The organism is Streptomyces sp. NPDC023481 (assembly GCF_055560195.1).
The window spans coordinates 194,863-214,700 of record NZ_JBVHJE010000007.1 but is presented as its reverse complement, the minus strand read 5'-3'; the positions used below and the strand labels follow the sequence as shown (position 1 = coordinate 214,700).

At 73.0% G+C, this 19,838-nt stretch carries 16 protein-coding genes and 1 pseudogene; 9 read left to right on the top strand and 8 right to left on the bottom strand.

Going from position 1 to position 19,838, the window contains the following annotated elements; genetic code table 11:
• The first annotated feature begins 186 nt into the window (after positions 1-186).
• Positions 187-2,160: an Ig-like domain repeat protein gene (locus tag ACZ3ZD_RS16925; protein ID WP_467397635.1), complete on the top strand. Its 1,974-nt coding sequence runs from the start codon at positions 187-189 to the stop codon at positions 2,158-2,160.
• Positions 2,161-2,240: 80 nt separating this feature from the next.
• Here the strand turns inward: ACZ3ZD_RS16925 and ACZ3ZD_RS16920 are convergent, their stop codons facing one another.
• A complete protein-coding gene (locus ACZ3ZD_RS16920; RefSeq protein ID WP_467397633.1) occupies positions 2,241-2,855 on the bottom strand; it encodes a DUF4865 family protein in 615 nt (204 codons plus the stop codon).
• Positions 2,856-2,932: 77 nt separating this feature from the next.
• Positions 2,933-3,727: an MBL fold metallo-hydrolase gene (locus ACZ3ZD_RS16915; protein WP_467397631.1), complete on the bottom strand. Its 795-nt coding sequence runs from the start codon at positions 3,725-3,727 to the stop codon at positions 2,933-2,935.
• Positions 3,728-3,804: 77 nt separating this feature from the next.
• Here ACZ3ZD_RS16915 and ACZ3ZD_RS16910 point away from each other — a divergent pair, with 77 nt between their 5' ends.
• A complete protein-coding gene (locus ACZ3ZD_RS16910) occupies positions 3,805-4,419 on the top strand; it encodes a TetR/AcrR family transcriptional regulator (RefSeq protein WP_467397628.1) in 615 nt (204 codons plus the stop codon).
• 27 nt (positions 4,420-4,446) lie between these two features.
• On the opposite strand, the pseudogene ACZ3ZD_RS16905 reads toward ACZ3ZD_RS16910, so the two are convergent.
• The 3 genes and pseudogenes from ACZ3ZD_RS16905 to ACZ3ZD_RS16895 form a co-directional block, all read right to left on the bottom strand.
• A pseudogene (locus tag ACZ3ZD_RS16905) lies at positions 4,447-4,603 on the bottom strand (transposase); the annotation flags it as partial.
• Positions 4,602-5,777, bottom strand: a complete 1,176-nt coding sequence (locus ACZ3ZD_RS16900) for a hypothetical protein (RefSeq protein WP_467397627.1) — start codon at positions 5,775-5,777, stop codon at positions 4,602-4,604. The gene ACZ3ZD_RS16900 and the pseudogene ACZ3ZD_RS16905, both read right to left, overlap by 2 nt.
• A gap of 160 nt (positions 5,778-5,937) precedes the next feature.
• The gene (locus ACZ3ZD_RS16895; RefSeq protein ID WP_467397873.1) at positions 5,938-7,116 is read right to left on the bottom strand and encodes a PP2C family protein-serine/threonine phosphatase; all 1,179 of its coding nucleotides are present in this window, start codon (positions 7,114-7,116) and stop codon (positions 5,938-5,940) included.
• 200 nt (positions 7,117-7,316) lie between these two features.
• Between ACZ3ZD_RS16895 and ACZ3ZD_RS16890 the strand changes: the two genes are divergently transcribed.
• Together ACZ3ZD_RS16890 and ACZ3ZD_RS16885 are read left to right on the top strand one after the other, a co-directional pair.
• Complete coding sequence (locus ACZ3ZD_RS16890; protein WP_467397624.1) at positions 7,317-7,838, top strand: hypothetical protein; 522 nt, start codon at positions 7,317-7,319, stop codon at positions 7,836-7,838.
• A gap of 211 nt (positions 7,839-8,049) precedes the next feature.
• Positions 8,050-8,964 carry a hypothetical protein gene (locus ACZ3ZD_RS16885; RefSeq protein WP_467397622.1) on the top strand — a complete coding sequence of 305 codons (915 nt, stop codon included), beginning with the start codon at positions 8,050-8,052 and terminating at the stop codon, positions 8,962-8,964.
• A gap of 152 nt (positions 8,965-9,116) precedes the next feature.
• On the opposite strand, the gene ACZ3ZD_RS16880 is transcribed toward ACZ3ZD_RS16885, so the two are convergent.
• Positions 9,117-10,451 (bottom strand): aminotransferase-like domain-containing protein, encoded by a 1,335-nt coding sequence (locus tag ACZ3ZD_RS16880; protein ID WP_467397619.1) that lies wholly within the window; start codon positions 10,449-10,451, stop codon positions 9,117-9,119.
• 87 nt (positions 10,452-10,538) lie between these two features.
• Between ACZ3ZD_RS16880 and ACZ3ZD_RS16875 the strand changes: the two genes are divergently transcribed.
• From ACZ3ZD_RS16875 to metG, 4 genes are all read left to right on the top strand, one after another.
• The gene (locus tag ACZ3ZD_RS16875) at positions 10,539-11,327 is read left to right on the top strand and encodes an alpha/beta fold hydrolase (protein WP_467397616.1); all 789 of its coding nucleotides are present in this window, start codon (positions 10,539-10,541) and stop codon (positions 11,325-11,327) included.
• Between the two features lie 54 nt (positions 11,328-11,381).
• Complete coding sequence (locus tag ACZ3ZD_RS16870) at positions 11,382-13,331, top strand: FUSC family protein (protein ID WP_467397614.1); 1,950 nt, start codon at positions 11,382-11,384, stop codon at positions 13,329-13,331.
• A 62-nt stretch (positions 13,332-13,393) separates the two neighbouring features.
• Positions 13,394-14,809 carry a VWA domain-containing protein gene (locus tag ACZ3ZD_RS16865; protein ID WP_467397612.1) on the top strand — a complete coding sequence of 472 codons (1,416 nt, stop codon included), beginning with the start codon at positions 13,394-13,396 and terminating at the stop codon, positions 14,807-14,809.
• 123 nt (positions 14,810-14,932) lie between these two features.
• Complete coding sequence (metG, locus tag ACZ3ZD_RS16860; RefSeq protein ID WP_467397609.1) at positions 14,933-16,648, top strand: methionine--tRNA ligase; 1,716 nt, start codon at positions 14,933-14,935, stop codon at positions 16,646-16,648.
• Positions 16,649-16,736: 88 nt separating this feature from the next.
• Here metG and ACZ3ZD_RS16855 read toward each other — a convergent pair whose 3' ends face one another.
• Positions 16,737-18,080: a pectate lyase family protein gene (locus tag ACZ3ZD_RS16855; RefSeq protein ID WP_467397607.1), complete on the bottom strand. Its 1,344-nt coding sequence runs from the start codon at positions 18,078-18,080 to the stop codon at positions 16,737-16,739.
• A gap of 149 nt (positions 18,081-18,229) precedes the next feature.
• Here ACZ3ZD_RS16855 and ACZ3ZD_RS16850 point away from each other — a divergent pair, with 149 nt between their 5' ends.
• Positions 18,230-18,949 carry a nucleotidyl transferase AbiEii/AbiGii toxin family protein gene (locus ACZ3ZD_RS16850; protein ID WP_467397605.1) on the top strand — a complete coding sequence of 240 codons (720 nt, stop codon included), beginning with the start codon at positions 18,230-18,232 and terminating at the stop codon, positions 18,947-18,949.
• 6 nt (positions 18,950-18,955) lie between these two features.
• Here ACZ3ZD_RS16850 and ACZ3ZD_RS16845 read toward each other — a convergent pair whose 3' ends face one another.
• Positions 18,956-19,837, bottom strand: coding sequence for an intradiol ring-cleavage dioxygenase (locus ACZ3ZD_RS16845; protein ID WP_467397602.1), 882 nt, complete (start codon positions 19,835-19,837; stop codon positions 18,956-18,958).
• Position 19,838: the final 1 nt, after the last annotated feature.

Below are 19,838 nucleotides of genomic sequence, written 5' to 3'. Positions count from 1 at the left end.
CGTAACGACAAGATCCCGCAGCTGTCCCGGGATTCGGGAAACCCGGTGGCGCCACTGTCAGGGGCATGACCTACCCTTTGCACACTCGCCGCACGAGGCACACACGGCTCATGCACAGGGGGCTCACGTTCGCCGTGCCCTTGCGGCTCCCCATGCCTTTCATTCGTTCCGGGGGTTCGAATCAGCGTGCGCAAGCGCTCTCTCACGGCCGCCACCACCCTGGCGGTCCTCTTCAGCTCCGCGGCTCTCGCCGCCGCCCCGGCGTTCGCCGACTCCGCCCGGCCCCTGCCGGTGCGGCAGAGCGGTGACATCGTCGTGGACTCCGTCCACCGGCAGGTCTTCGTCAGCGACCCGCTGAACGGCAAGATCGTCGTCACCGACTTCAACGGCGACGTCGTCAAACAGCTCACCACCCGCATGTCCGGCGTCCAGGGCCTGGAACTGTCCGCCGACTCCGGCACGCTCTACGCGGCCGTGCAGGACCTCGACTCCATCGCCGTGATCGACACGGCCACCGACACCGAGTCCACCCGGTACGAGGTCGGCGACAAGCCGCTCAGCGTGGCCTTGGCGGGCGGCAAGCTGTGGTTCGGCTACGGCGGCCCCGCCGCCGGCAACATCGGCTCCGTCGACCTGACCGCCGAGGACCACAAGGTCACCCTCGGCCAGGACGCCGACTGGTACTCCGCACCGCTGCTGGACGCCGCGCCCGGCTCCAACACGCTCGTCGGGGGCGCGGTCGGGCAGAGCCCGGTCGAACTGGCCTCGTACGACGTCTCCTCGGGCACCGCCACCAAGGTCGCGAGCACCCGTGAGGCCGGCGACAACCTCGGCGACTTCCAGGTCACGCCCGACGGCAAGGACGTCGTGGTGGCCAGCGGCGCGCCGTACTACCAGCAGGTGTTCCGGACGTCCGACCTCAACGAGGACGGCAAGTACGTCACGGACGCCTACCCCAACTCGGTGGCGATCGCCCCCGACGGCACCCTCGCGGCCGGCATCGACGGCTCGTACCACCCGGACGTCTACATCTTCAAGCCGGGCTCCGGTGAGCCGGTCCGCACCTACGACTTCCCGAACACCGGCACCACCTCGGGCTCCGACCTGCTGGCCCGCGCAGGTCTCGCCTGGGCCGCCGACGGCTCCCGGCTGTTCGCGGTGACCAGCAACAGCCAGGGCGTGTTCTCCCTGCGCGTGCTGAACGCGCCCACCAAGGCGACGAGCACCGTCACCGTGGACGCGCCGGCCACCGCGACCCGGGCGAAGAAGCTCACCGTGAAGGGCAAGGTCGCCTCCACGACGGCCGTACCCGCCGGCACCCGGCTGACCGTGACCCGCACCGACCTGGAGTCGCCGAAGGGCAAGCCGCTGGCCGCGGCGGTCACCAGGGCGGACGGCACGTTCTCCTTCACCGACACCCCGCCGTCCGGCGGCAAGGTGAAGTACACGGTGGCCTACGCCGGCGACGCCGACCACGCGGCCGCCTCCGGCTCGGACACCGTCGAGGTCTCCCGCGCCAAGACGACGGTGACGATCAACAACAACGGCAAGGTGTACGCCTACGGCAAGGACGTCAGGTTCACCGCGCACCTCGGCACGACGTACTCCAGCCGTACGGTGGAGATCTGGGCCGACCCGTTCGGCTCCGACAAGCCGAACAAGCGGGTGAAGACCGGAAAGGTCGACTCCCACGGCAACCTGTCGGTCACCCTGGACCTGAAGCGGGACACCAAGGTCACCGCGAAGTTCACGGGCGACTCGCGCTACCTGCCGGCGTCCGCGGCCAGCACGGTCGGCGCGCAGGTCAGCGTGTCCACGTCGGTCTCCAAGCACTACAAGGCGAAGTCGGCGTGGGGCCACACGTACTACTTCTTCCACAAGAACAAGAACCCGCTGATCACGACCAAGATGACGTGGTACCCGGACCGCGCGCAGAAGTTCGAGTTCGAGGTGTACTACCAGGGCCGCTGGTACCCGGGCGACCCCGCCTACTTCAGGCTCGGCTCCGACGGTTTCTCGCGGGTCACCATCACCGGCGACCACAGCAAGGACGTCGGCTGGCGGTTCCGGGTCCGCTCGTCGTACATCAACAGCGCCTCCGGTGACACCGTCAACTCCACGACGCACGGGGCCTGGAGGTACTTCACCTTCACCAAGTAGGCGCTGGGTTCCGCCTCTTCGGCACGCGGCGCACGCTCCGACGCGTGCGCCGCCGTGTCTGCCGACAGCCGCCCCTGGGGTTACCACGCCCTCCCTTCCGGCAGAGTGGCCAGGCCGGGGGCGGACAGGTGCAGTACTTCGTAGCGTTCGGTGGCGTCGTGATCCGCGGCGGGGGTGTCCTCCCACAGGACGAGCCTGAACAGTTGCCAGTGCCGGGGGTCCAGGGCCAGTGCGGCGGTGTGGACGCCAGGGAGCCGGGAGAGCTGCCGGAGCCCCTCGACTTCCTGCTCGATGAGCCTGGCCGTCCCGAGTCCGGTCCGGTCGGAGTCGGGGTCGGGGGGAAGCGCGGTCAGGCGGCGGGTCGCGGCCCGCACAGGCGCGGTGCGGGCGGGGCCGGAGTAGCAGGCGACACCGGTCCAGTGCAGGGCGGCGGGGCGGCCGAAGTCCCGGATGATGTTCTGGAACCCGCCGGCGCCGACCAGGAAGTGGGCCATGGCACCGGTGTCGTTCCAGAGGTAGCACGGGGCGTACTGGTTGACGGGCGAGCCATGGGTGCCGCGCTCGCGCATCAGGTATGCCTTGAGGCCCAGTCCCGCGCGGTCGTCGAGGACGTGGCCGCCGGTGGCGACCCGCTTGCGGACGATCTGCATGTCGTAGTCGGCGGGCAGGGTGATCTCGTACTGAGCGGCGTACACGTTCGGGGCCTCTCTTGGTGGTGGGCCGGCCGCGCAGCGGCGGGACCGGCTGGTCGAGCGAGTGGAGGGCTTGTGCTTCAGAGGAGCAGTTCTTCACCCAGCCCGGGGGTGCGGACCTCGTACGGCTCGTCCTCGGCGGCGTCGAGGAAGCGGGCGAGCTCGTCGGGCCGCGTGGCGTAGAAATCGGAGTGGAAGCCGTCGTAGTGGATCGGGATGACGGTCCTGGCCTGGAGGAGGCGGGATGCGACGGCGGCGTGCCGGGCGTCGAGTGCTGCCGGGTAGGGGCTGGGCGGCCGGCAGTGCGGGAAGCAGACGGTCGGTCCGTTGATGGGCGTGAGGACCGCGTCGAAGGGGCCGTAACGGTGGGCGGCGCGCCACCAGTAGCCGTGGTACATGGTGTCGCCCAGGTGGATCACCCGGGTTCCGTCGGCTTCCACGGCCCAGGAGACCTGGGGATCGCCGAGGGCGTCGACGGCGGGTACCGCTGCGATGGTGAAGGGCCCGATGGTGGTCGTCTCCCACCCGTTCATCGAGCGTCGGGGCAGGTCGTGGGCGGCGAGTTCGGCCTCGGCCTGGAGCGTCCACAGGTTCTCGTGGTCATCACCGCCGTAGGACGCCGGGTGCAGGACCACGCCCCCGGGAGCCAGTGCCCGGGACAGGGCGCCGGCGTCCGCGTGGTCGCGGTGGAGGTGGGTGCACAGGCCGGCCAGCGCATTGCCTTGCCCGCGGGGCGGCACGACCTTCGGCAGCGGTACTCCGGTAAGCGGTGTCCCTTCCAGGACTCCTTCGGGGCGGCCCAGTAGGTCGATGACCAGGCTCTCGCCCCGTGCTTCGAGCTCCACTCCGGCCCAGCCCAGCCAGCGGATGCGCATGCGAACGTCCTCCCCGTCATATTTACCGTACGGCCGTTCGCTAATTTAGCAGACGATCGATCGGTAACATGGTCGGCATGAGGAAATCGGCGGAGGAAGCCCGGCGCACCCGCGAGCGCATCGTCGGCGCCGCGGTACACCAGGCGTCCGGCGCGGGACTGACCGGACTGACCATCGGCTCGCTCGCCTCGGCGCTCGAGATGAGCAAGGCCGGCGTCGTCGGCCCCTTCGGCTCCCGCGTCGAGCTGCAACTCGCCACACTGGACCGGGCCGTTCAGATGTTCACGGCGGCAGTGGTGACCCCCGGCCGGGTCGCGGAGCCGGGCCTGCCGTGCCTGAACGCCGTGATCGACGCCTGGTGCGCCTACTTGGCCGACAGCCCCTTCCCCAACGGCTGCTTCGTCACAGCGGCATCCTGCGAACTCGACGGGCAGCCGGGCGAGTTGCGCAGCAGGGTTCAGGAGGCGGTGACCCGCTGGCGGCGGTTCCTGGCCGATCAGATCGCCGCCGCCAGCGCCACCGGCGACCTCGCCCCGGATCTCGAACCCGGCGACCTGGTGTCCACCCTCTCCGGCCTCGCCATGACCGCGAACCAGGAGATCCAGCTCCTTGGCGACCGTGACGCCGCGCTACGCGCCCGCCGCCTCATGCATGCCGCGGTGGCCCGTCATCGGCCCCGGCCCGCCAACTGAAGCCGCACACGGCGGCCCGGTCCGTCCGCGGCCGAGTGGACCGACGAGGATCATCTCCCGGGTGCCGTCGGCGGCCCATCGGATCAGCCGTTTGCTGAGCGGTCTGGAGCGAGCCCAGCTCGTCGGGAAGGTCTCGCCAGGGCGAATGGGTGCGGTACTTCGACGCGATGACCTCAAGCGCTCTAGCGGGCGCCCTGGAGCCGGCTCAGCTGCCGCTGGACGTTCTCCAGCGCGCCGCGCCGGCGCCCCGGCACCCTCAGCCGCAACTCCGCGAGCGCGGGCCCGAGTTCACGGGCCCGCGCCGTGTCCCTGATCCGGGTCCACTGGTGGTGCGCCCGGTCCACGGCCGCCTCCACGGCCGGCGCGTCCTCCGCCTGCCCCGCGGCCAGCCGCGCCTGGGCCACACCGAGCCAGGCCCGGCAACTGCCTGCCGCGTCTCCCGCGAACATCGCCAGGTCGGCCCGCACCTCGCTCCAGTGCAACGCCTGCTCCGACGCGGTCCCGTACGCCCGGACGGCCTCCGCCTCGAACCAGGCCGCGATCCCCTCGGCGTCCCGGTGCCGCCCCTCCCGCACGGCGGCGCTGATACCGGCGTGCGGATCGCCGAGGGCGGCCGCGGGCGCGGCTGCCGGGACGGTCGCGGGGGTGCGGGGGACGGGGGCGGCCGCGGGGATACGGGGGGCGGCCGCGGGGATACGGGGCGCGGGGGCGGCCGGGCCGGTGTGGGGGCCCGGGGTGGACGCCAGCAGCAGGTTGCCCCTCGCCTCCTCCGTCATGCGGGCCAGCGCCTGCTCGTGCAGGAGGCCCAGCGGGGGCCGGTGGCCGCTGCGCAGCAGCGTGGCCACCGTCTTCATGTACGTCGGCTCCGCCAGGCCCCGCCGCCCGGTGGCCGGGGCGACACGGCCGTAGACCGCGGTGTTCCACCCGGAGTCGAGGCCGCGCTCGGTGAGGTGCCGCCAGGCCTCGGCGTCGGCGTGCAGGTCGACCACGAGCGCGGTGTCCGTCGCGGAGCGCAGCCGCAGCTCCTCGCGGATCCAGTGCCAGGGCAGTGCGGTGTAGCGCAGGGTGGCCGGTGTGGTGCGGGCCAGCGCCAGATGCGGCTGGTGCCCGCGCCGGTCCAGGTGCAGCTGGCCGGTGACGTACACGGTGAGCGGCCCGGGGGAGGCCGCGGCGGCCCGCAGCCGGGTCAGGACGGCCTGCGGTTCCAGCGGGTCGGCGAGTTCGACGACGTTCGCGGTGTCGGTGCCGGACAGCACGGAGGGGGCGACGGCGGCCAGCACCGGCAGCACTCCGGCCGCGTCCACCAGGCGCCCCCGGCCCAGCGGCGAGGCCGCGAGCAGCAGCACGGTTCCGGGCATCGTGCCTCCCCCATGTCACCCTGCGGACCCCGTGCACCTCCGGTCCGGGAGGCCCCTGTCGATCCGCTCTTCCAGCCAGCACCGTAACCGCTGCTGCCGCAAACCGGCGCCCCGGTACGGCAAACGTGCCGGTAAGACCGCCGGTTCGGCCGGGCCCCCGTCAACTCCGCGCTCCCGCCTGACCCTCGATCGCGGAGGAGCTCCCCGCACCCGCCGCACCTCCCGCGTCCCCCGCCCTGCGCACCGCGAAGATCGTCGTGTCGTCCCCCAGACGGCCCCCGCTGTGCCGGAGGACGCCGTCGCGGACCCGGCGGACCAGGCGGCGCGGCTCCGTGTGGGCGGGGTCGTCGCGGACGGCGCGGGCGACTTCGTCGGAGAGGGGGAAGAACGCGCCGTGGCGGTCACGGGCCTCGGTCACGCCGTCGGTGACGAGGAGCAGCGTCTCGTCGTCGGCCACCGCCACCCGGTGGACGGGCGGCACGCTCCCCGCGAGGTCGGTGAGGCCGAGCGGCAGCCCGTCGCCGCAGGGCAACTCGCGGACCCCCTGCGGGCCGACGGCGAGCGGGGGCTCGTGGCCGAAGTTCATCACGTCGATCAGGCCGGAGGCGTCGTCGGGGAAGGAGAGGAGGACGGCCGTGGCGAACCGGTCGCCGTCGGCCCGCCCCAGCGCGGCGGTGTGCGAGCGGTGCCGCAGCATGCGGGTCTCCAGGCGTTCGGCGACGGTCGCGAGGTCCTTCTCGTGGTACCCGGCCTCGCGGAAGGTGCCGAGCAGCGCGGCCGCGGCCTCCACCGCGCCCAGCCCCTTGCCCTGCACGTCACCGACGAGCAGCCGGGTGCCGTGCGGGCCGGGCTGGATGTCGTAGAAGTCGCCGCCGACGCGGGCGTCGACGTCGGCGGCCAGGTACACCCCCGCGTGCTCCAGGCCGGCCCACCCGGGGGGCAGCGGGCGCAGCACGGTACGGCGGGTGGTCTCGGCGATGTCCTGCATGTGCAGCATCTGGCGTTCCTGCCGCATCCGCACGGCGGCGGCGAGCGTGGCGAGGACGCCGCCGAGGGCGACGAGCAGGAAGTCGCCGAACCCGGCCTGGTACTCGTCGGGCCAGGCGCTGTCCACCAGGACGTACGTGACCAGCGAGAGCACGCTGTAGCCCGCCGTCGTCCACACCCCGCAGATCGCGGCGGAGATGCCCGGCACGAGGACGATCCAGGTGATGATCCGGAAGTGCTCACCGGTGTTGAAGTCCAGCAGGATGACGGCGACGAGCAGCAGCAGGGGCGGCAGCCACGCGATGCTCCGCCCGCGGACCCGCAGCAGCGCCCGGCGCCGCCCGTACTCCATCTCCGTCACGGCGGGCAGCCCTCCATGTCCGTCCCCGTTCCTCAGCCAAACACGGGGGAGAACCGCGCGCATCCGGGCACTCGTCACCCTCCTGGCCGAGTTGCCAGGCCGGGTCCCCCGGGTGTGCCCTGGAGACGTGCCCCGCACGCGGGGGCGGATCCGGTGGCGGATCCCGGGGGCGAGGAGGAAGGAGTGCTCTCATGGCTCAAGCGGCACCCGCGCCCGGCGGAATGCCCCGGCCCGGCCGCACGCCCGAGATGGAGCGCCGGTCGTCCGAGGTGGTCGCGCGCCCGCCCGACGTCTTCGACCCGCGGACCCACGCGCTCGCCCGGGTGGCCGTCCCGGTCGTCCTGGGCCTGGTCTACGGCTACTGGGTCGCGGCCAACAACCGGGGCGGCGGCCCGGTCACCGGCTGGAACCTGCTGCTCGGCTTCGTCAGCGCGCTGGTGTTCGCGGCGGTGTGCGCGGCCCTGCTGACCCTGGCCCCGCGGATGCCGCGGGAACTGCACGCCCTGCTGTGGACGGCGTTCACCGGCTGCGCGTTCGGCTTCCTCTACAGCCAGAGCGGCAGCTTCTTCGCCACGCAGGGCGCCGGCGAGAGCGGGCAGAGCGATGTGCCGCGGTCGATCCTGATGTCCCTGCTGGTGTCGGCGGTGACCTTCGCCGTGTTCTTCTACCGCTACTACACCCGCGAGGACGCCTCCGGCCACCGGGTCCGCTGACGCGGGCCGGGCGAGTGCGGGTGCATGCGCGTGGGCCCCGGCCGCTCGGCCGGGGCCCACGCGCTCCCCTGTTCCTCCCCCGTGGTGCACGGCGGTCACTTCCGCCTCCCCAGCACCAGGAAACACCCGTTCGGGTGGTCCCTCCAGCGGAGAGCCCCCGAACGCAGTCCCCCCGCTCGCGCACCGGCCCGGGCGGCCCTTGCCTGGAAGCGTGTCCCCACGCCTCAGGAGCGTCCTGTCGGCCGTACTGATCGCCCTGTCCTGCCTCCTCGTGCCGTTCGGCGCGCTGGCGGCCTGGGCGGCGTACGGGCTCGCCGACACGGGCCGCTACGTCACCACGATGGCGCCGCTCGCCGCCGACCCGGCCGTGCGGGAGGCCGTCGTGGACACGGTCGGCGACGGCATCCTGCGCGCCGTGGACGAGCAGCTGAACGCCCACCCGGCCCCCGCCTCGGTGCGCCCGTTCGTGCACGACGCGGTGCGTTCCTTCACCCACACCGAGGCCTTCCGGCTGGCCTGGGACACCGGCAACCGGGTCACCCACGACGCCGTCCTGCGCGCCCTGCGCACGGAGAACGAGGGTGCCGTCACCGTGGACCTGGCCCCGGTCACCGCCCAGGTAAAACGCCAGCTCACGCACGACCACGTGCCGCTCGCCGCGCGGATCCCGGTGGAGCACACCTCGGTCGCCGTGCTCCCGGCGGACCGGCTGACCGCGCTCCGGAAGGGGTTCCACGTGCTCGAAGTCGCCGGTCTCTGGCTGCCGGTCGCGGCCGTCACCTTCGCCGCCGGCGGGATCGCGCTCGCCGTGCGCCGGCGTCGGGCGGTCGCCGCCACCGCGCTGGGCACGGCCCTCGGCGGCGCCCTGCTCGTCCTCGCCCTCGACGTCGGCCGCGGCCTCACCCTGGACGACCTGCCGGCCGGCGTCTCCCACCCGGCCGCGGCCGCCGTCTACGACGCCCTGACCGCCACCCTGCGCTCGGCCGCCTGGCTCCTGCTGGCCCTCGGCCTGACGGTGGCCCTCACGACCTGGCTCACCAGGCACCTCCGGCTACCCCGCCGCCGGGAGAAGTCCCCGGCACCCACCCGGACGACAGCACCGAACCCGACCCGGGCCGAGGCCTGACCCCACCCAGGCCCGCGGCGCCCTACCCCCGTGACGGCACCCGCACCCCACGCCACCCCCACCGGAGCACCCCCGGGGGCCCAGGCCTGACCCCACCAGGACTGTGCCGCCGTACCCCCGTGACGGCGCCCGCCCCCCTCTCCCGGCCCCCCTCACGCACCCCCGCCCCGCGCCACCCCCGCGAGGGTCTCCAGTGCTCGCCCCAGCAGTGGTTCCGGGACCGAGCCGAGGCCGAGTCTGACCGCGTCCGGGGTGCGGCTGGGGTCCACGCAGAAGGCCGTGCCCGGGGTGACCGCGATGCCCTGTGCCCGGGCGGCGGCCGTGAAGGTGTCCGCGCGCCACGGCGGGGGCAGCTCCCACCAGGCGAAGTAGGCGGCCGGGTCGGACCGTACGGCGAACCCGGCGAGCTTCCCGGCGACCAGCCGCTGGCGCCGCCGCGCGTCCCGCCGTTTGGCGGCCACCAGCCGGTCCACCGTGCCGTCGCCGAGCCACCGCACGGCCGCCTCCAGAGCGAACGCGCCCGCACTCCACCCGCCGGACCGCACGGCCCGGGCCACCGCCTCGACACGGTCCTCCGGTACGACGGTGAAGCCGACGGTGAGTCCGGGCGCGACCCGCTTGGAGAGGCTGTCGACGAGGTGGACCAGGCCGGGCGCGAGCGCGGCGAGCGGGGGTGGCCCTCCGGAGTCCAGGAAGGCCCAGATCCGGTCCTCGACCACCGGTGTCCCCAGCCTGTGGACACAGTCGGCGAGCTGCCGCAGCCGCCCGGCGCTCGTCGTCAGCGAGGTCGGGTTCTGCAGGGCCGGCTGGAGGTACAGCGCGGACAGCGGAGCCCTCCGGTGAGCGTCGGCCACCGCCTGCGGCACGACCCCCTCCGCGTCCGTGGCGAGCGGCACCAGAACCAGGCCGAGCCGCGCCGTGATCTCCTTGACCAGCGGATACGTCAGCGGCTCCACCCCGACCCGGCCGCCGGGCCGGACCAGCGAGGCGAGGGTGGCGGCGATCGCCTGCCGGGCGCTGCCGGTGAACAGCACCCGCCCGGGGGCGGCCTCCAGACCGCCGCGGGCGAGCAGGGCGGAGACCGCCGCCCGGGCCGCCGGGGTGCCCGCGGCGGCGGCCGGCCGCAGCGCCTGGCCGAGCGCGTCCGGCCGCAGCAGCGGGGCCAGCGCCGGGGCCAGCAGTTCCGGCTGGCCGGGCACCACGGGATAGTTCAGCTCCAGGTTGACCAGCGGGGCGCCGGCCGCCTCGGTCAGGGCGATCCCCGGCTGCCCGTCCGGCGCGGTGGCCCGCACGAACGTGCCGCGTCCGACCTCGCCCACCACCAGTCCCCGGCGCACGAGTTCGGCGTACACCCGGCCGGCGGTCGAGGGCGCGATGCCGTGCCGGCGCGCGAACGCCCGCTGGGGTGGCAGCCGTTGGCCGGGCAGGAGCCGCCCACCGGTGATGTCGGCCGCGATCCGCTCGGCGATGCGCCGGTAGTCGTCCACAAGTCCCCTTGTTCTCCGGCGCATTGGATTGCACCGAGGACAAAGATCTTATTGCACCGAGCTCTCCGGCACCCTAGGGTCGTTGCCATGCCCCCCTTCCTCGCATTCGAGGACAAAGGCCCCGGACCCTCCTCCCGGGTTCCCCTCGTCCTCGTCCACGGACACCCCTTCGACCGCACGATGTGGCAGCCGCAGCTGACGGAGTTCGCCGCCGGCCGCCGGGTGATCGCCCCCGACCTGCGCGGCTACGGCGCCTCCCCCGTCACCCCCGGCACGGTCCCGCTCTCCCGCCACGCCCGTGACATCGCGGACCTCCTGGACCACCTCGGCGTGGACACCTTCGTGCTGGCCGGCCTGTCCATGGGCGGCCAGATCGCCATGGAGTGCCACGACCACTTCGGCGACCGCGTCCGCGGCCTGGTCCTCGCCGACACCTTCCCCGCCGCCGAGACCCCCGAGGGCCGGACGGCCCGCGCCGCCATGGCCGGGAGACTGCTCGCCGAGGGCATGCGCGGCTACGCCGACGAGGTGCTGGAGAAGATGGTCGCGCCCTACGCCGACCCCGAGGTCAAGGCCCACGTGCACCGCATGATGACGGCCACCTCCCCCGAGGGCGCCGCGGCCGCCCTGCGCGGCCGGGCCGAACGCCCCGACTACCGCGAGCTGTTGACCCGGGTGACCGTGCCCGCCCTCGTCCTGGTCGGCGCCGACGACACCTACACCCCCGTCTCCGACGCCGAGGCCATGCACGCGGCCCTCCCCGACTCCACCCTGCACATCATCGAGCGCGCCGCCCACCTGCCCAACCTGGAACGCCCCCAGGAGTTCAACCGCGCCCTGGCCGCGTTCCTGACCCGTCTGGACGACCGACCGTAAGCCCCCTCGCCGGGCGTGGGAACCGAAATCGGCCGAACAATCCATAATGGGCGCATGTCCCGAGAGTTCCCCACCGGCCTCACCCCACCCGACTGGCTGGTCCGGAACCTCACGCCCCAGCAGGCGCCGGTCAACCGGCCCGCCGTGGCCCGCGCCGCCCTCGCCATGGCCCTCCCCCTGGCCGTCGGACTCGCGGCCGGCCGTCCCGCCTACGGCGCCCTCGCCTCCATGGGCGCCCTGTCCGGCGTCATCGGCGACACCGCGGACGCCTACCGCATGCGCATCCTCAACATCGCCGTACCCCAGCTCTTCGGCGCGGTCGGCGTCACCCTGGGCACGCTGGCGTACGGCCACGGCTGGTACGCGGTCGCCGCCGTCACCGGGGTCGCGCTGGTCTCCGGCATGATCTCGACGATCGGCGCGGTGGCCTCGGTCTCCGGCCTGCTGCTCCTGCTGAACTGCGTGATCGGCGCGGGCCTCCCGCTGCCCTCCCCCTGGTGGCTGCCCCCCGCCCTGATGACCGGCGGCGGCCTGCTGGTCCTCCTCCTGGCCCTGCTGTCCTGGCCGCTGCGCGCGGGCGTACCCGAACGGTCGGCGGTCGCCGCCACCTACCGCGCGGTCGCCGCCCTCCTCGCCACCGCCGGCACGGACCGCACGGAGGCGTACGAGGAGGCCCGCCGTGCCGTCACCCAGTCCCTGAACGAGGCGTACGACCTGATCCTCGCCCGGCGCGCCCGCCACCACGGCCGCAGCCCGGAACTCACCCGGCTTCTGGCGCAGTTGAACGCCATCACCCCGGTGATCGAGGCGGCCCCCGCGGCCCACCTGGCGGCCCGCCCGCTGCCCCCGCAGATCCCGGCGGCGCTCCACCACCTGGCGCGGTCCGTCGCCGGGGACGGCACCCCCGTACCGCCCCTGCACCTGCCCGTGCCCACCACCGAGACGGCGCGGGCCGTGGACCACGCCCTGCGGCACACCGCCGAGGTGGTCACCGCGCCCGACGTGGATCCCCGGGCCACCGACGACCGCCTGGGCCGCCCGGCCGCCCTCGGCATCCGCACCGCCCGCGCCGCCCGGAACGTCGTCCTGTCCACCAACTCCTGGCGCTACGGCGCCCGCCTCGCCCTCTGCATCGGCATCGCCCAGGCCCTGGTCTCCCTGATCCCCGTCCCGCGCTCCTACTGGGTCGCCCTGACCATCACCTTCGTCCTCAAGCCCGACTTCGGCTCGGTCTTCTCCCGTGCCCTGCTGCGCGCGCTCGGCACGGTGGCCGGACTGGTGGTCGCCGCGGTGGTCCTCGCCGAGGTCCCGCTCGGCTGGTGGGACGTCTTGGTCCTCTTCCTGCTGGCCCCGCTCATCCCTGCCCTCACCCCGCGGGGCTACGGCTACCAGACCGCCGCCATCACCCCGGTGATCCTGCTCCTCTCCCACGTCCTCAACCACCAGGGCACCGCCCTGCTGCTGCCCCGGCTGAACGACTCCCTCCTCGGCTGCGCGATCGCCCTGACCGCCGGCTACCTCTTCTGGCCGGAGAGCTGGCACACCCGGGTGGGCGACCGCCTGGCCGACGCGGTGGCCGACACCGCGGACTACGTCGACGCCGCGTTCCACCCCGACACCGCGGCCGCCGCCCGGGCCCGGATGCGCCGGCGCCTCTACCGCGACCTGTCCGTCATCCGTACGGAGTTCCAACGGGCCCTGACAGAACCCCCGCCGACCGGCCGGCGCGCGGCGGCCTGGTGGCCGCTGGTCGTCGCCGTCGAACGGATCGTGGACGCCACGACCGCGGCCCGCGTCCGCGTCCGGCACGGGGCGGCTGCGCCGTCCTCCGGCGAGATCGCCCAGGTGACCCTGCAACTGCGGGAACTGTCCGAGGACCTACGCAACGCGGACACCCTCAGCGCGGTCCGCACCGACCTCACCGGGCCCGCGGGCAGCGTCCTCGAACCCCTCCGCCAGGAGCTGGCCGCGGCGCGCGCCCTCACATCCACGCACGGCCGCTAACCTTACGTGTCCGTCCTGGCCAGGGATTGACGGGCTACAACCTCACGCGAAGGGTTGCGCACATGGGCATTCTCACTCTCCTGCGGAACGCATTCACCCGCTCCCGCAAGACCGACCCCACCGCAGGCAAGCCCACCGTCCCAGACCCCCGCGAGGCAGCGACCCCGACCCCGGATCCGGAGACCGCACCCCCGGTCACGGCTCTGGAGACCACGCCCCCGGTCACGGGCCCGGAGGCCACGACCCCGGCCCAGGACGCGGAGCCCGCAACCCCGGCCCGGGACGCGGAGGCCCCGGCCCCGGAGGGTACGACGACCATCCCGGACCCCCGCCAGTCCCCTCCGGAGACCTCCGAGGAACACGACCTGGTGGCAGCGGCCTTCGACAAGATCAAGGTCCCCCACCAGCCCACTCCGGCCGAGGCCGAGCTCGAGGTGACGGACGAGGAGACCCCGCCGCCGGCGAAGCCGGAAGCGGAAGCGGAACCGGAGCGGATCACCACGGAGGAGGCCGAGCCGACGACGGCCCCGCAGGCCGCCGACGACGAGGACACCCCACAGGCGCCACCCGCACCGGACGACGCAACCCGCACGGGGGATGCGGGTGGGAACACGGACGCCGAAGGCGAAGCCGAGGCGGCCACGCACCCGGAACCGCCGCAGGCAACCCGCGAAGCCGAGGCGGAAACGCACCCCGAGCCGCCGCAGGAAACCCGTGCGGGTGGGACCGCGGACGCCGAAGGCGAAGCCGAGGCGGCCACGCACCCGGAACCGCCGCAGGCACCCCGCGAAGCCCCCGGCAAGGCCAAGCCCGCCATCACCCCCGCCAAGATCAAGTCCGCCGCGCCCTCCCTCACCACCGCCTACAAGGCCGCCGCGGCCGCGCTGAAGAAGACGAACCTCACCGGCACCCGAGCGAAGCTCTACCTCGTGCTGGACCGCTCCGCGAGCATGCGCCCGTACTACAAGGACGGCTCCGCCCAGGCCCTCGCCGACCAGGCCCTCGCCCTCGCCGCCCACCTCGACCCCGAGGCCACGGTCCACGTCGTGTTCTTCTCGACGGAGGTCGACGGGACGACCGACCTCACCCTCACCCCCGGCCACGAAACCAGGATCGACGACGTGCACGCCGACCTCGGCCGCATGGGCCGTACCAGCTACCACGCCGCCGTGGACGCCGTACTCACCCACCACCGCAAGCACACCCCCACCCCCACCACCCCCGCCCTCGTCGTCTTCCAGACCGACGGCGCCCCGGACGCGAAGACCCCTGCCACCCAGGCCCTCACCGAGGCCGCCGAGTCCGACCCCACCGTGTTCTTCTCCTTCGTCGCCTTCGGTGAGCACGACAACAAGGCCTTCGACTACCTCCGCAAGCTGAAGACCACGAACACGTCCTTCTTCCACGCGGGCCCCACCCCCCGCGAGCTGACCGACACCGAGCTGTACGACGGCGTACTGGCGAACTGGCGCCCCTGACCCCGGCGCCCACCCGGTGTGACCCCGCCCGCTTCTCAGCCCGCAAAACGGGAAGCGGGCGGCATACACACGTCGGCTACGATTTCAAGGTTCGTACCCGTAGCGACCTGGGAGCAGCCCCCGATGGCTCGACACCTCATCACCAGCGCCCTTCCCTACATCAACGGGATCAAGCACCTGGGCAACATGGTGGGGTCCATGCTCCCGGCGGACGTGTACTCCCGGTACCTCCGCCAGCGCGGCCACGAGGTCCTGTACATCTGCGCGACGGACGAGCACGGCACCCCCGCCGAGCTGGCCGCCAAGGAGCAGGGCCTGCCGGTGGCCGAGTTCTGCGCGCAGGCGCACGACGCCCAGAAGGCGGTCTACGACGGCTTCGCGCTCGCGTTCGACTACTTCGGCCGCAGCTCCAGCCCGGAGAACCGCGAGATCACCCAGCACTTCGCCCGCAAGCTGCACGAGAACGGGTTCATCGAGGAGCGGGCGATCCGCCAGGTGTACAGTCCCGCCGACGGCCGCTTCCTGCCGGACCGCTACGTCGAGGGCACCTGCCCGCACTGCGGCTACGACAAGGCCCGCGGCGACCAGTGCGAGAACTGCACCCGCGTCCTTGACCCGACCGACCTGATCGACCCGCGCTCGGCGATCTCCGGCTCCACGGACCTGGAGGTCCGCGAGACCAAGCACCTCTTCCTGCTCCAGTCCAAGCTGCAGCACGAGGTCGAGGGGTGGGTCGCCCGGCACGAGGCGGACTGGCCGCAGCTCGCCTCCTCCATCGCCCGCAAGTGGCTGAACGAGGGACTGCACGACCGGGCGATCACCCGCGACCTGGACTGGGGCGTCCCGGTCCCGGCGGACACCTGGCCGGAGCTGGCGGCCGAGGGCAAGGTCTTCTACGTCTGGTTCGACGCCCCGATCGAGTACATCGGCGCGACGAAGGAGTGGGCCGACCAGGACCCGGAGAACCGGGACTGGAAGTCCTGGTGGTACGAGGCGGACGACACGGTCCGCTACACCGAGTTCATGGCGAAGGACAACGTCCCCTTCCACACGGTGATGTTCCCGGCCACCGAGCTGGGCGTGCGCGAGCCGTGGAAGAAGGTCGACTACGTCAAGGCGTTCAACTGGCTGACGTACTACGGCGGCAAGTTCTCCACCTCCCAGAAGCGGGGCGTCTTCACCGACCAGGCGCTGGACATCCTGCCCGCCGACTACTGGCGCTACTTCCTGATCGCCAACGCCCCCGAGTCGGACGACTCGTCCTTCACCTGGGAGCACTTCACCGCCACGGTGAACAAGGACCTGGCCGACACCCTCGGCAACTTCGTCAACCGCGTGCTGTCCTTCTCCCGCAAGCGGTTCGGCGACGAGGTCCCGGCGGGCGGCGAGCCCGGTGAGGCGGAGACGAAGCTCGGCGAACAGATCGCGGAGCTCCTCTCCGAGTACGAGGCGCAGATGGAGGCCCTCCAGTTCCGCAAGGCGGCCGCGGCCCTGCGCGCCCTGTGGTCGGCCGGCAACTCCTACCTGGAGGAGAAGGCCCCCTGGCTGGAGATCAAGACCGACAAGGAGGGCGCGGCCCTCACCCTGCGCACGGCGATGAACCTGATCCACCTGTACGCGGTGGTCTCCGAGCCGTTCATCCCGACGACGGCGAAGACGATGCGCGAGGCGTTCACCCTCACGGACGACACCGCCACCTGGGTGAGCCAGGACGAGGCGAAGTCCCTGACCTCGGTACCTCCCGGCACCCCCTTCACGGTCCCGCCGGTCCTCTTCGCCAAGCTCACGGACGAGGACCTGGAAACCTACAGGACCCGCTTCGGCGGCGACCCGGCCTGACCGGCCGCCCGCGCATCCGGTGGGCCGCACCGCGCCCTGAGGGCACCGAGCGCACCCCGCTCGGTGCCCTCTTCGGGTACGGGCGGGGTTACTTCAGCACGCCCGCCCCCGTCGTGTCCGCCAGTTCCGTCGGGAGGTTCTTCGCCGAGGTCTCCAGGCCCGCGGTGAGGGTCGGGGTCCAGTCGACCGTGGTCTTGATCTTCTTCGAGTTCGCGGCGTTGTACGCGGCGACCAGGTCGGTGGCCGTGCCGTTGACCAGGTTGCCGCTGCCCGCGACGGAGCCGGTGCCGTCGCCGCTGAGCAGCTTGGCGACCTTGCCGCCGGAGGGCACCGTCCAGTAGTTGGCCTGCGCGACGACCTGGGCCTTGGCGCGGGAGTTGATGCTGTACAGGGGCGCGTAGCCGTCGACGGTCGTCGTGTCGTACAGGTTGTTGTAGATGTGGACCTGGCCGATGCGGGTCAGCGGGGCGCGCTGGACGATGCCCTTCCACACGTTGTGGTGGATCGACACCCGCAGCTTGCCGGTGCTGTCGGTGTCGCTGGAGCCGATCAGCATCGTCTTGTCGTGGTCGGTGAACCGGTTCCGCTCGACGGTCACCAGGTCGGAGCCCTTGGTGATGTCCAGGGCGCCGTCGTGGATCTGGTACTCGCGGCCGAAGTACTTCGGGTTCGCCCTGTCGAAGTGGGGCGCGTCGGTGAACGTGTTGTGGTCCGCCCAGACGTGGCTCGCGCCGCGCAGGGTGACCGAGTCGTAGTCCGAGTTCCAGTTGCCGTCGTCGCCGTCGGTCGGGTCCCACTGCGGGAAGCAGTCCTCGGTGGCGGAGAAGGACAGGTTGCGGACGATGACGTTGTCCACGTTCTGGATCTGGAGCATGCCGCCGGTGATCCCGGCGTCGCTGCCCGGCACGCCCACGATCGTGGTGTTGGCCGGCACCTTGAAGACGATGTTCTTCGCCTGCCTGGCCTGGGCGGCGGCGCGGGCCTTCTCCTGGGTGCCGGAGGGCAGCTTGGAGCGGCCGTAGGTGGCGGGGTCGTAGGCCTTGAGGTAGGCGGCGAGCGAGTAGCCGGTGCCGGCGGCGTAGTCCGCGCAGGTCAGCTTCCTGCCGCTGTCGTCGGTGTTGGCGTCGATCGTGCCCTTGATCCTGACGATGCGGGGTGTGGTGTCGGAGACCGAGCCCAGTGCCTTCACGAGCTGGGCGCGGGTGGACACGGTGAAGGTGTGCGCGGAGTCGGCCTTCGCGCCGCCGGTGGTGCCCGTGCCGGAGGCGGCCCAGCCGTCCTTGGCGGCGAGGGTCTGGTGGTACAGGTCCACGGCGTCGGCGTTCGCGTTCATCACGAACACCCCGGCGCCGACCCCCGCCGCCACGACGGCGGCGGACACGGCGAGGGTGCGCCGCTTGCGGAGGGACCGGCGGTGGGAGGGAGCTGCCACGGAGGAGTCCTTAGGGGTCTGTCGAACTTGCCTTACGACCCCTCAGTGGCCGTCGGACGCAGGGAAGTTGCCGCCGCCGGTGAGAATTTCCGGGTACGGCGCGGTCGGGCGCCGCGTTCCCGCGCCGGGAAGCCGGAGAAAATGCTTCCGTGGACTTCCCTGAACCCCATCGCCGGCTCCTCGCGGACGTCGTCGCGGCGAGCGGCCCGTACGGTCTGGTCCTGGCCGGCGGCTACGCCCTCCAGGCGCACGGACTGCTGTGCCGCCCGCACGCCGACCTGGACCTCGCCACCGAGAGCGCCGAGGCGGTCGAGCACATCGCCGGTGCCGTCCGCGCGGCCCTGGAGGCGCGGGGGCGGCGGGTGCGGACCGGCGCCGGCACCGCGCTCACCGCCCAGCTGGCGGTCACGGACCCGCCGACCGGCGAGGAATGCCGGCTCGCGCTGCACAAGGAGGCGTTCTGGCAGCCGCCGGAACTCACCGGCTACGGCCCGACGCTCTCCCTGGCGGACGCCGTCGGTACGAAGATCCGCGCGCTGTACGACCGGGGCGCGGCCGTCGACCTGATCGACGCACAGGCCTGCGCGGCCCGGTTCACCCTGCCCGACCTGGAGGAACTGGGCCGCCGGCACGCCCACGACCCGTTCGACCTGCCCACCCTCCAGTCCCGTCTGACCGGCACGGACTTCTACGCCGACCGGGACTTCCTGCGCTACGGCCTGGACGAGGCCGGGGTGGCCGCCCTGCGCGCCTGGGCCCAGCACTGGTCCGACGACATCGCCGAGCGGCTGCTGGAGGAGGGCGCCTCCCCGGACACCGAGACCGACGAGCAGGACGGGCAGGACGGGCAGGACGGGCAGGGCGACTGAGCCGGGTCAGCTCCCGTCGTGCGTCTGGTCCGGGGCCACGCCCAGGGTGAGGTGGGCGCGGACCCCGCGCGCGATGTGTCTGCGGTCGTACGACAGGTACAGCAGGCCGCCCGCGTGCCCGTTGCCGGGGTAGAGGGTGTCCTCGTCGAGCGGGGTGCGGGGCGTGGTGTTGCCGGAGTACGGCTCGACGTCCTGGGTGAGCAGCACCGCCTTCTCGGCGAAGAACAGCTGCCCGGTGTGGCAGGTGTGGCCGCCCTCGTAGCCCGCGTCCGTCCACGTTCCGTCGACGTGCACCTTGACGTGGATGTGCACGCAGCGGCCCTGGTACCAGCCGGGGAAGACGGTCCGGAAGGTGACGTACCCGCGCCGGTCGGTGCGCCAGGTGCCCCGCAGGTAGCGGCTGTCGTCGGTGGGCTCCTGGTGGCCGCCGCCACCGGGACCGCGGGTGGGGGGCGCGCCCGTGGGCGTACCGCTCGGGGTTCCGGTGGGGGCGCCTGTCGGGGCCGGCCCGCCGCCACCGCCGCTGCCCGACGACTCGTATCCGGAGTAGACGCCCACCGCGTTGCAGTGCCAGATGTCGACGGCCGCGTCCCGCAGCGGTGCGCACGTCTCCGCGTCGATCACCTTCAGGGTGAGCGTCAGCGGGATGCCGGCCTGGTCCTCGGTGACGTTCCGCCGGATCTTGTCGGCGTCGATGTAGTAGGGGCCTTCCACGGCCTCGGAGGTCAGCGTGTAGCAGAGGTCCGCGGAGGTGCCGTCCTCGGCGGACGCGTCGACGGCCAGGGCGCCGCCCAGGCCCACGGCGACGGCGGCGGCACCGCCCGCCATGATCACGGTACGACGGGACGGCTCGCGGTCTCCGCGACCGGGTTCAGGGGTCTCGTTCATG

Bases quoted from the DNA above. Each gene is read 5' to 3' on its own strand.
- ACZ3ZD_RS16915 (WP_467397631.1), bottom strand. From the start codon at position 3,727: ATGCGCATCCGCTGGCTGGGCTGGGCCGGAGTGGAGCTCGAAGCACGG.
- ACZ3ZD_RS16910 (WP_467397628.1), top strand. From the start codon at position 3,805: ATGAGGAAATCGGCGGAGGAAGCCCGGCGCACCCGCGAGCGCATCGTC.
- ACZ3ZD_RS16900 (WP_467397627.1), bottom strand. From the start codon at position 5,777: ATGCCCGGAACCGTGCTGCTGCTCGCGGCCTCGCCGCTGGGCCGGGGG.
- ACZ3ZD_RS16895 (WP_467397873.1), bottom strand. From the start codon at position 7,116: ATGGAGTACGGGCGGCGCCGGGCGCTGCTGCGGGTCCGCGGGCGGAGC.
- ACZ3ZD_RS16890 (WP_467397624.1), top strand. From the start codon at position 7,317: ATGGCTCAAGCGGCACCCGCGCCCGGCGGAATGCCCCGGCCCGGCCGC.
- ACZ3ZD_RS16875 (WP_467397616.1), top strand. From the start codon at position 10,539: ATGCCCCCCTTCCTCGCATTCGAGGACAAAGGCCCCGGACCCTCCTCC.
- ACZ3ZD_RS16870 (WP_467397614.1), top strand. From the start codon at position 11,382: ATGTCCCGAGAGTTCCCCACCGGCCTCACCCCACCCGACTGGCTGGTC.
- ACZ3ZD_RS16865 (WP_467397612.1), top strand. From the start codon at position 13,394: ATGGGCATTCTCACTCTCCTGCGGAACGCATTCACCCGCTCCCGCAAG.
- metG (WP_467397609.1), top strand. From the start codon at position 14,933: ATGGCTCGACACCTCATCACCAGCGCCCTTCCCTACATCAACGGGATC.
- ACZ3ZD_RS16845 (WP_467397602.1), bottom strand. From the start codon at position 19,837: ATGAACGAGACCCCTGAACCCGGTCGCGGAGACCGCGAGCCGTCCCGT.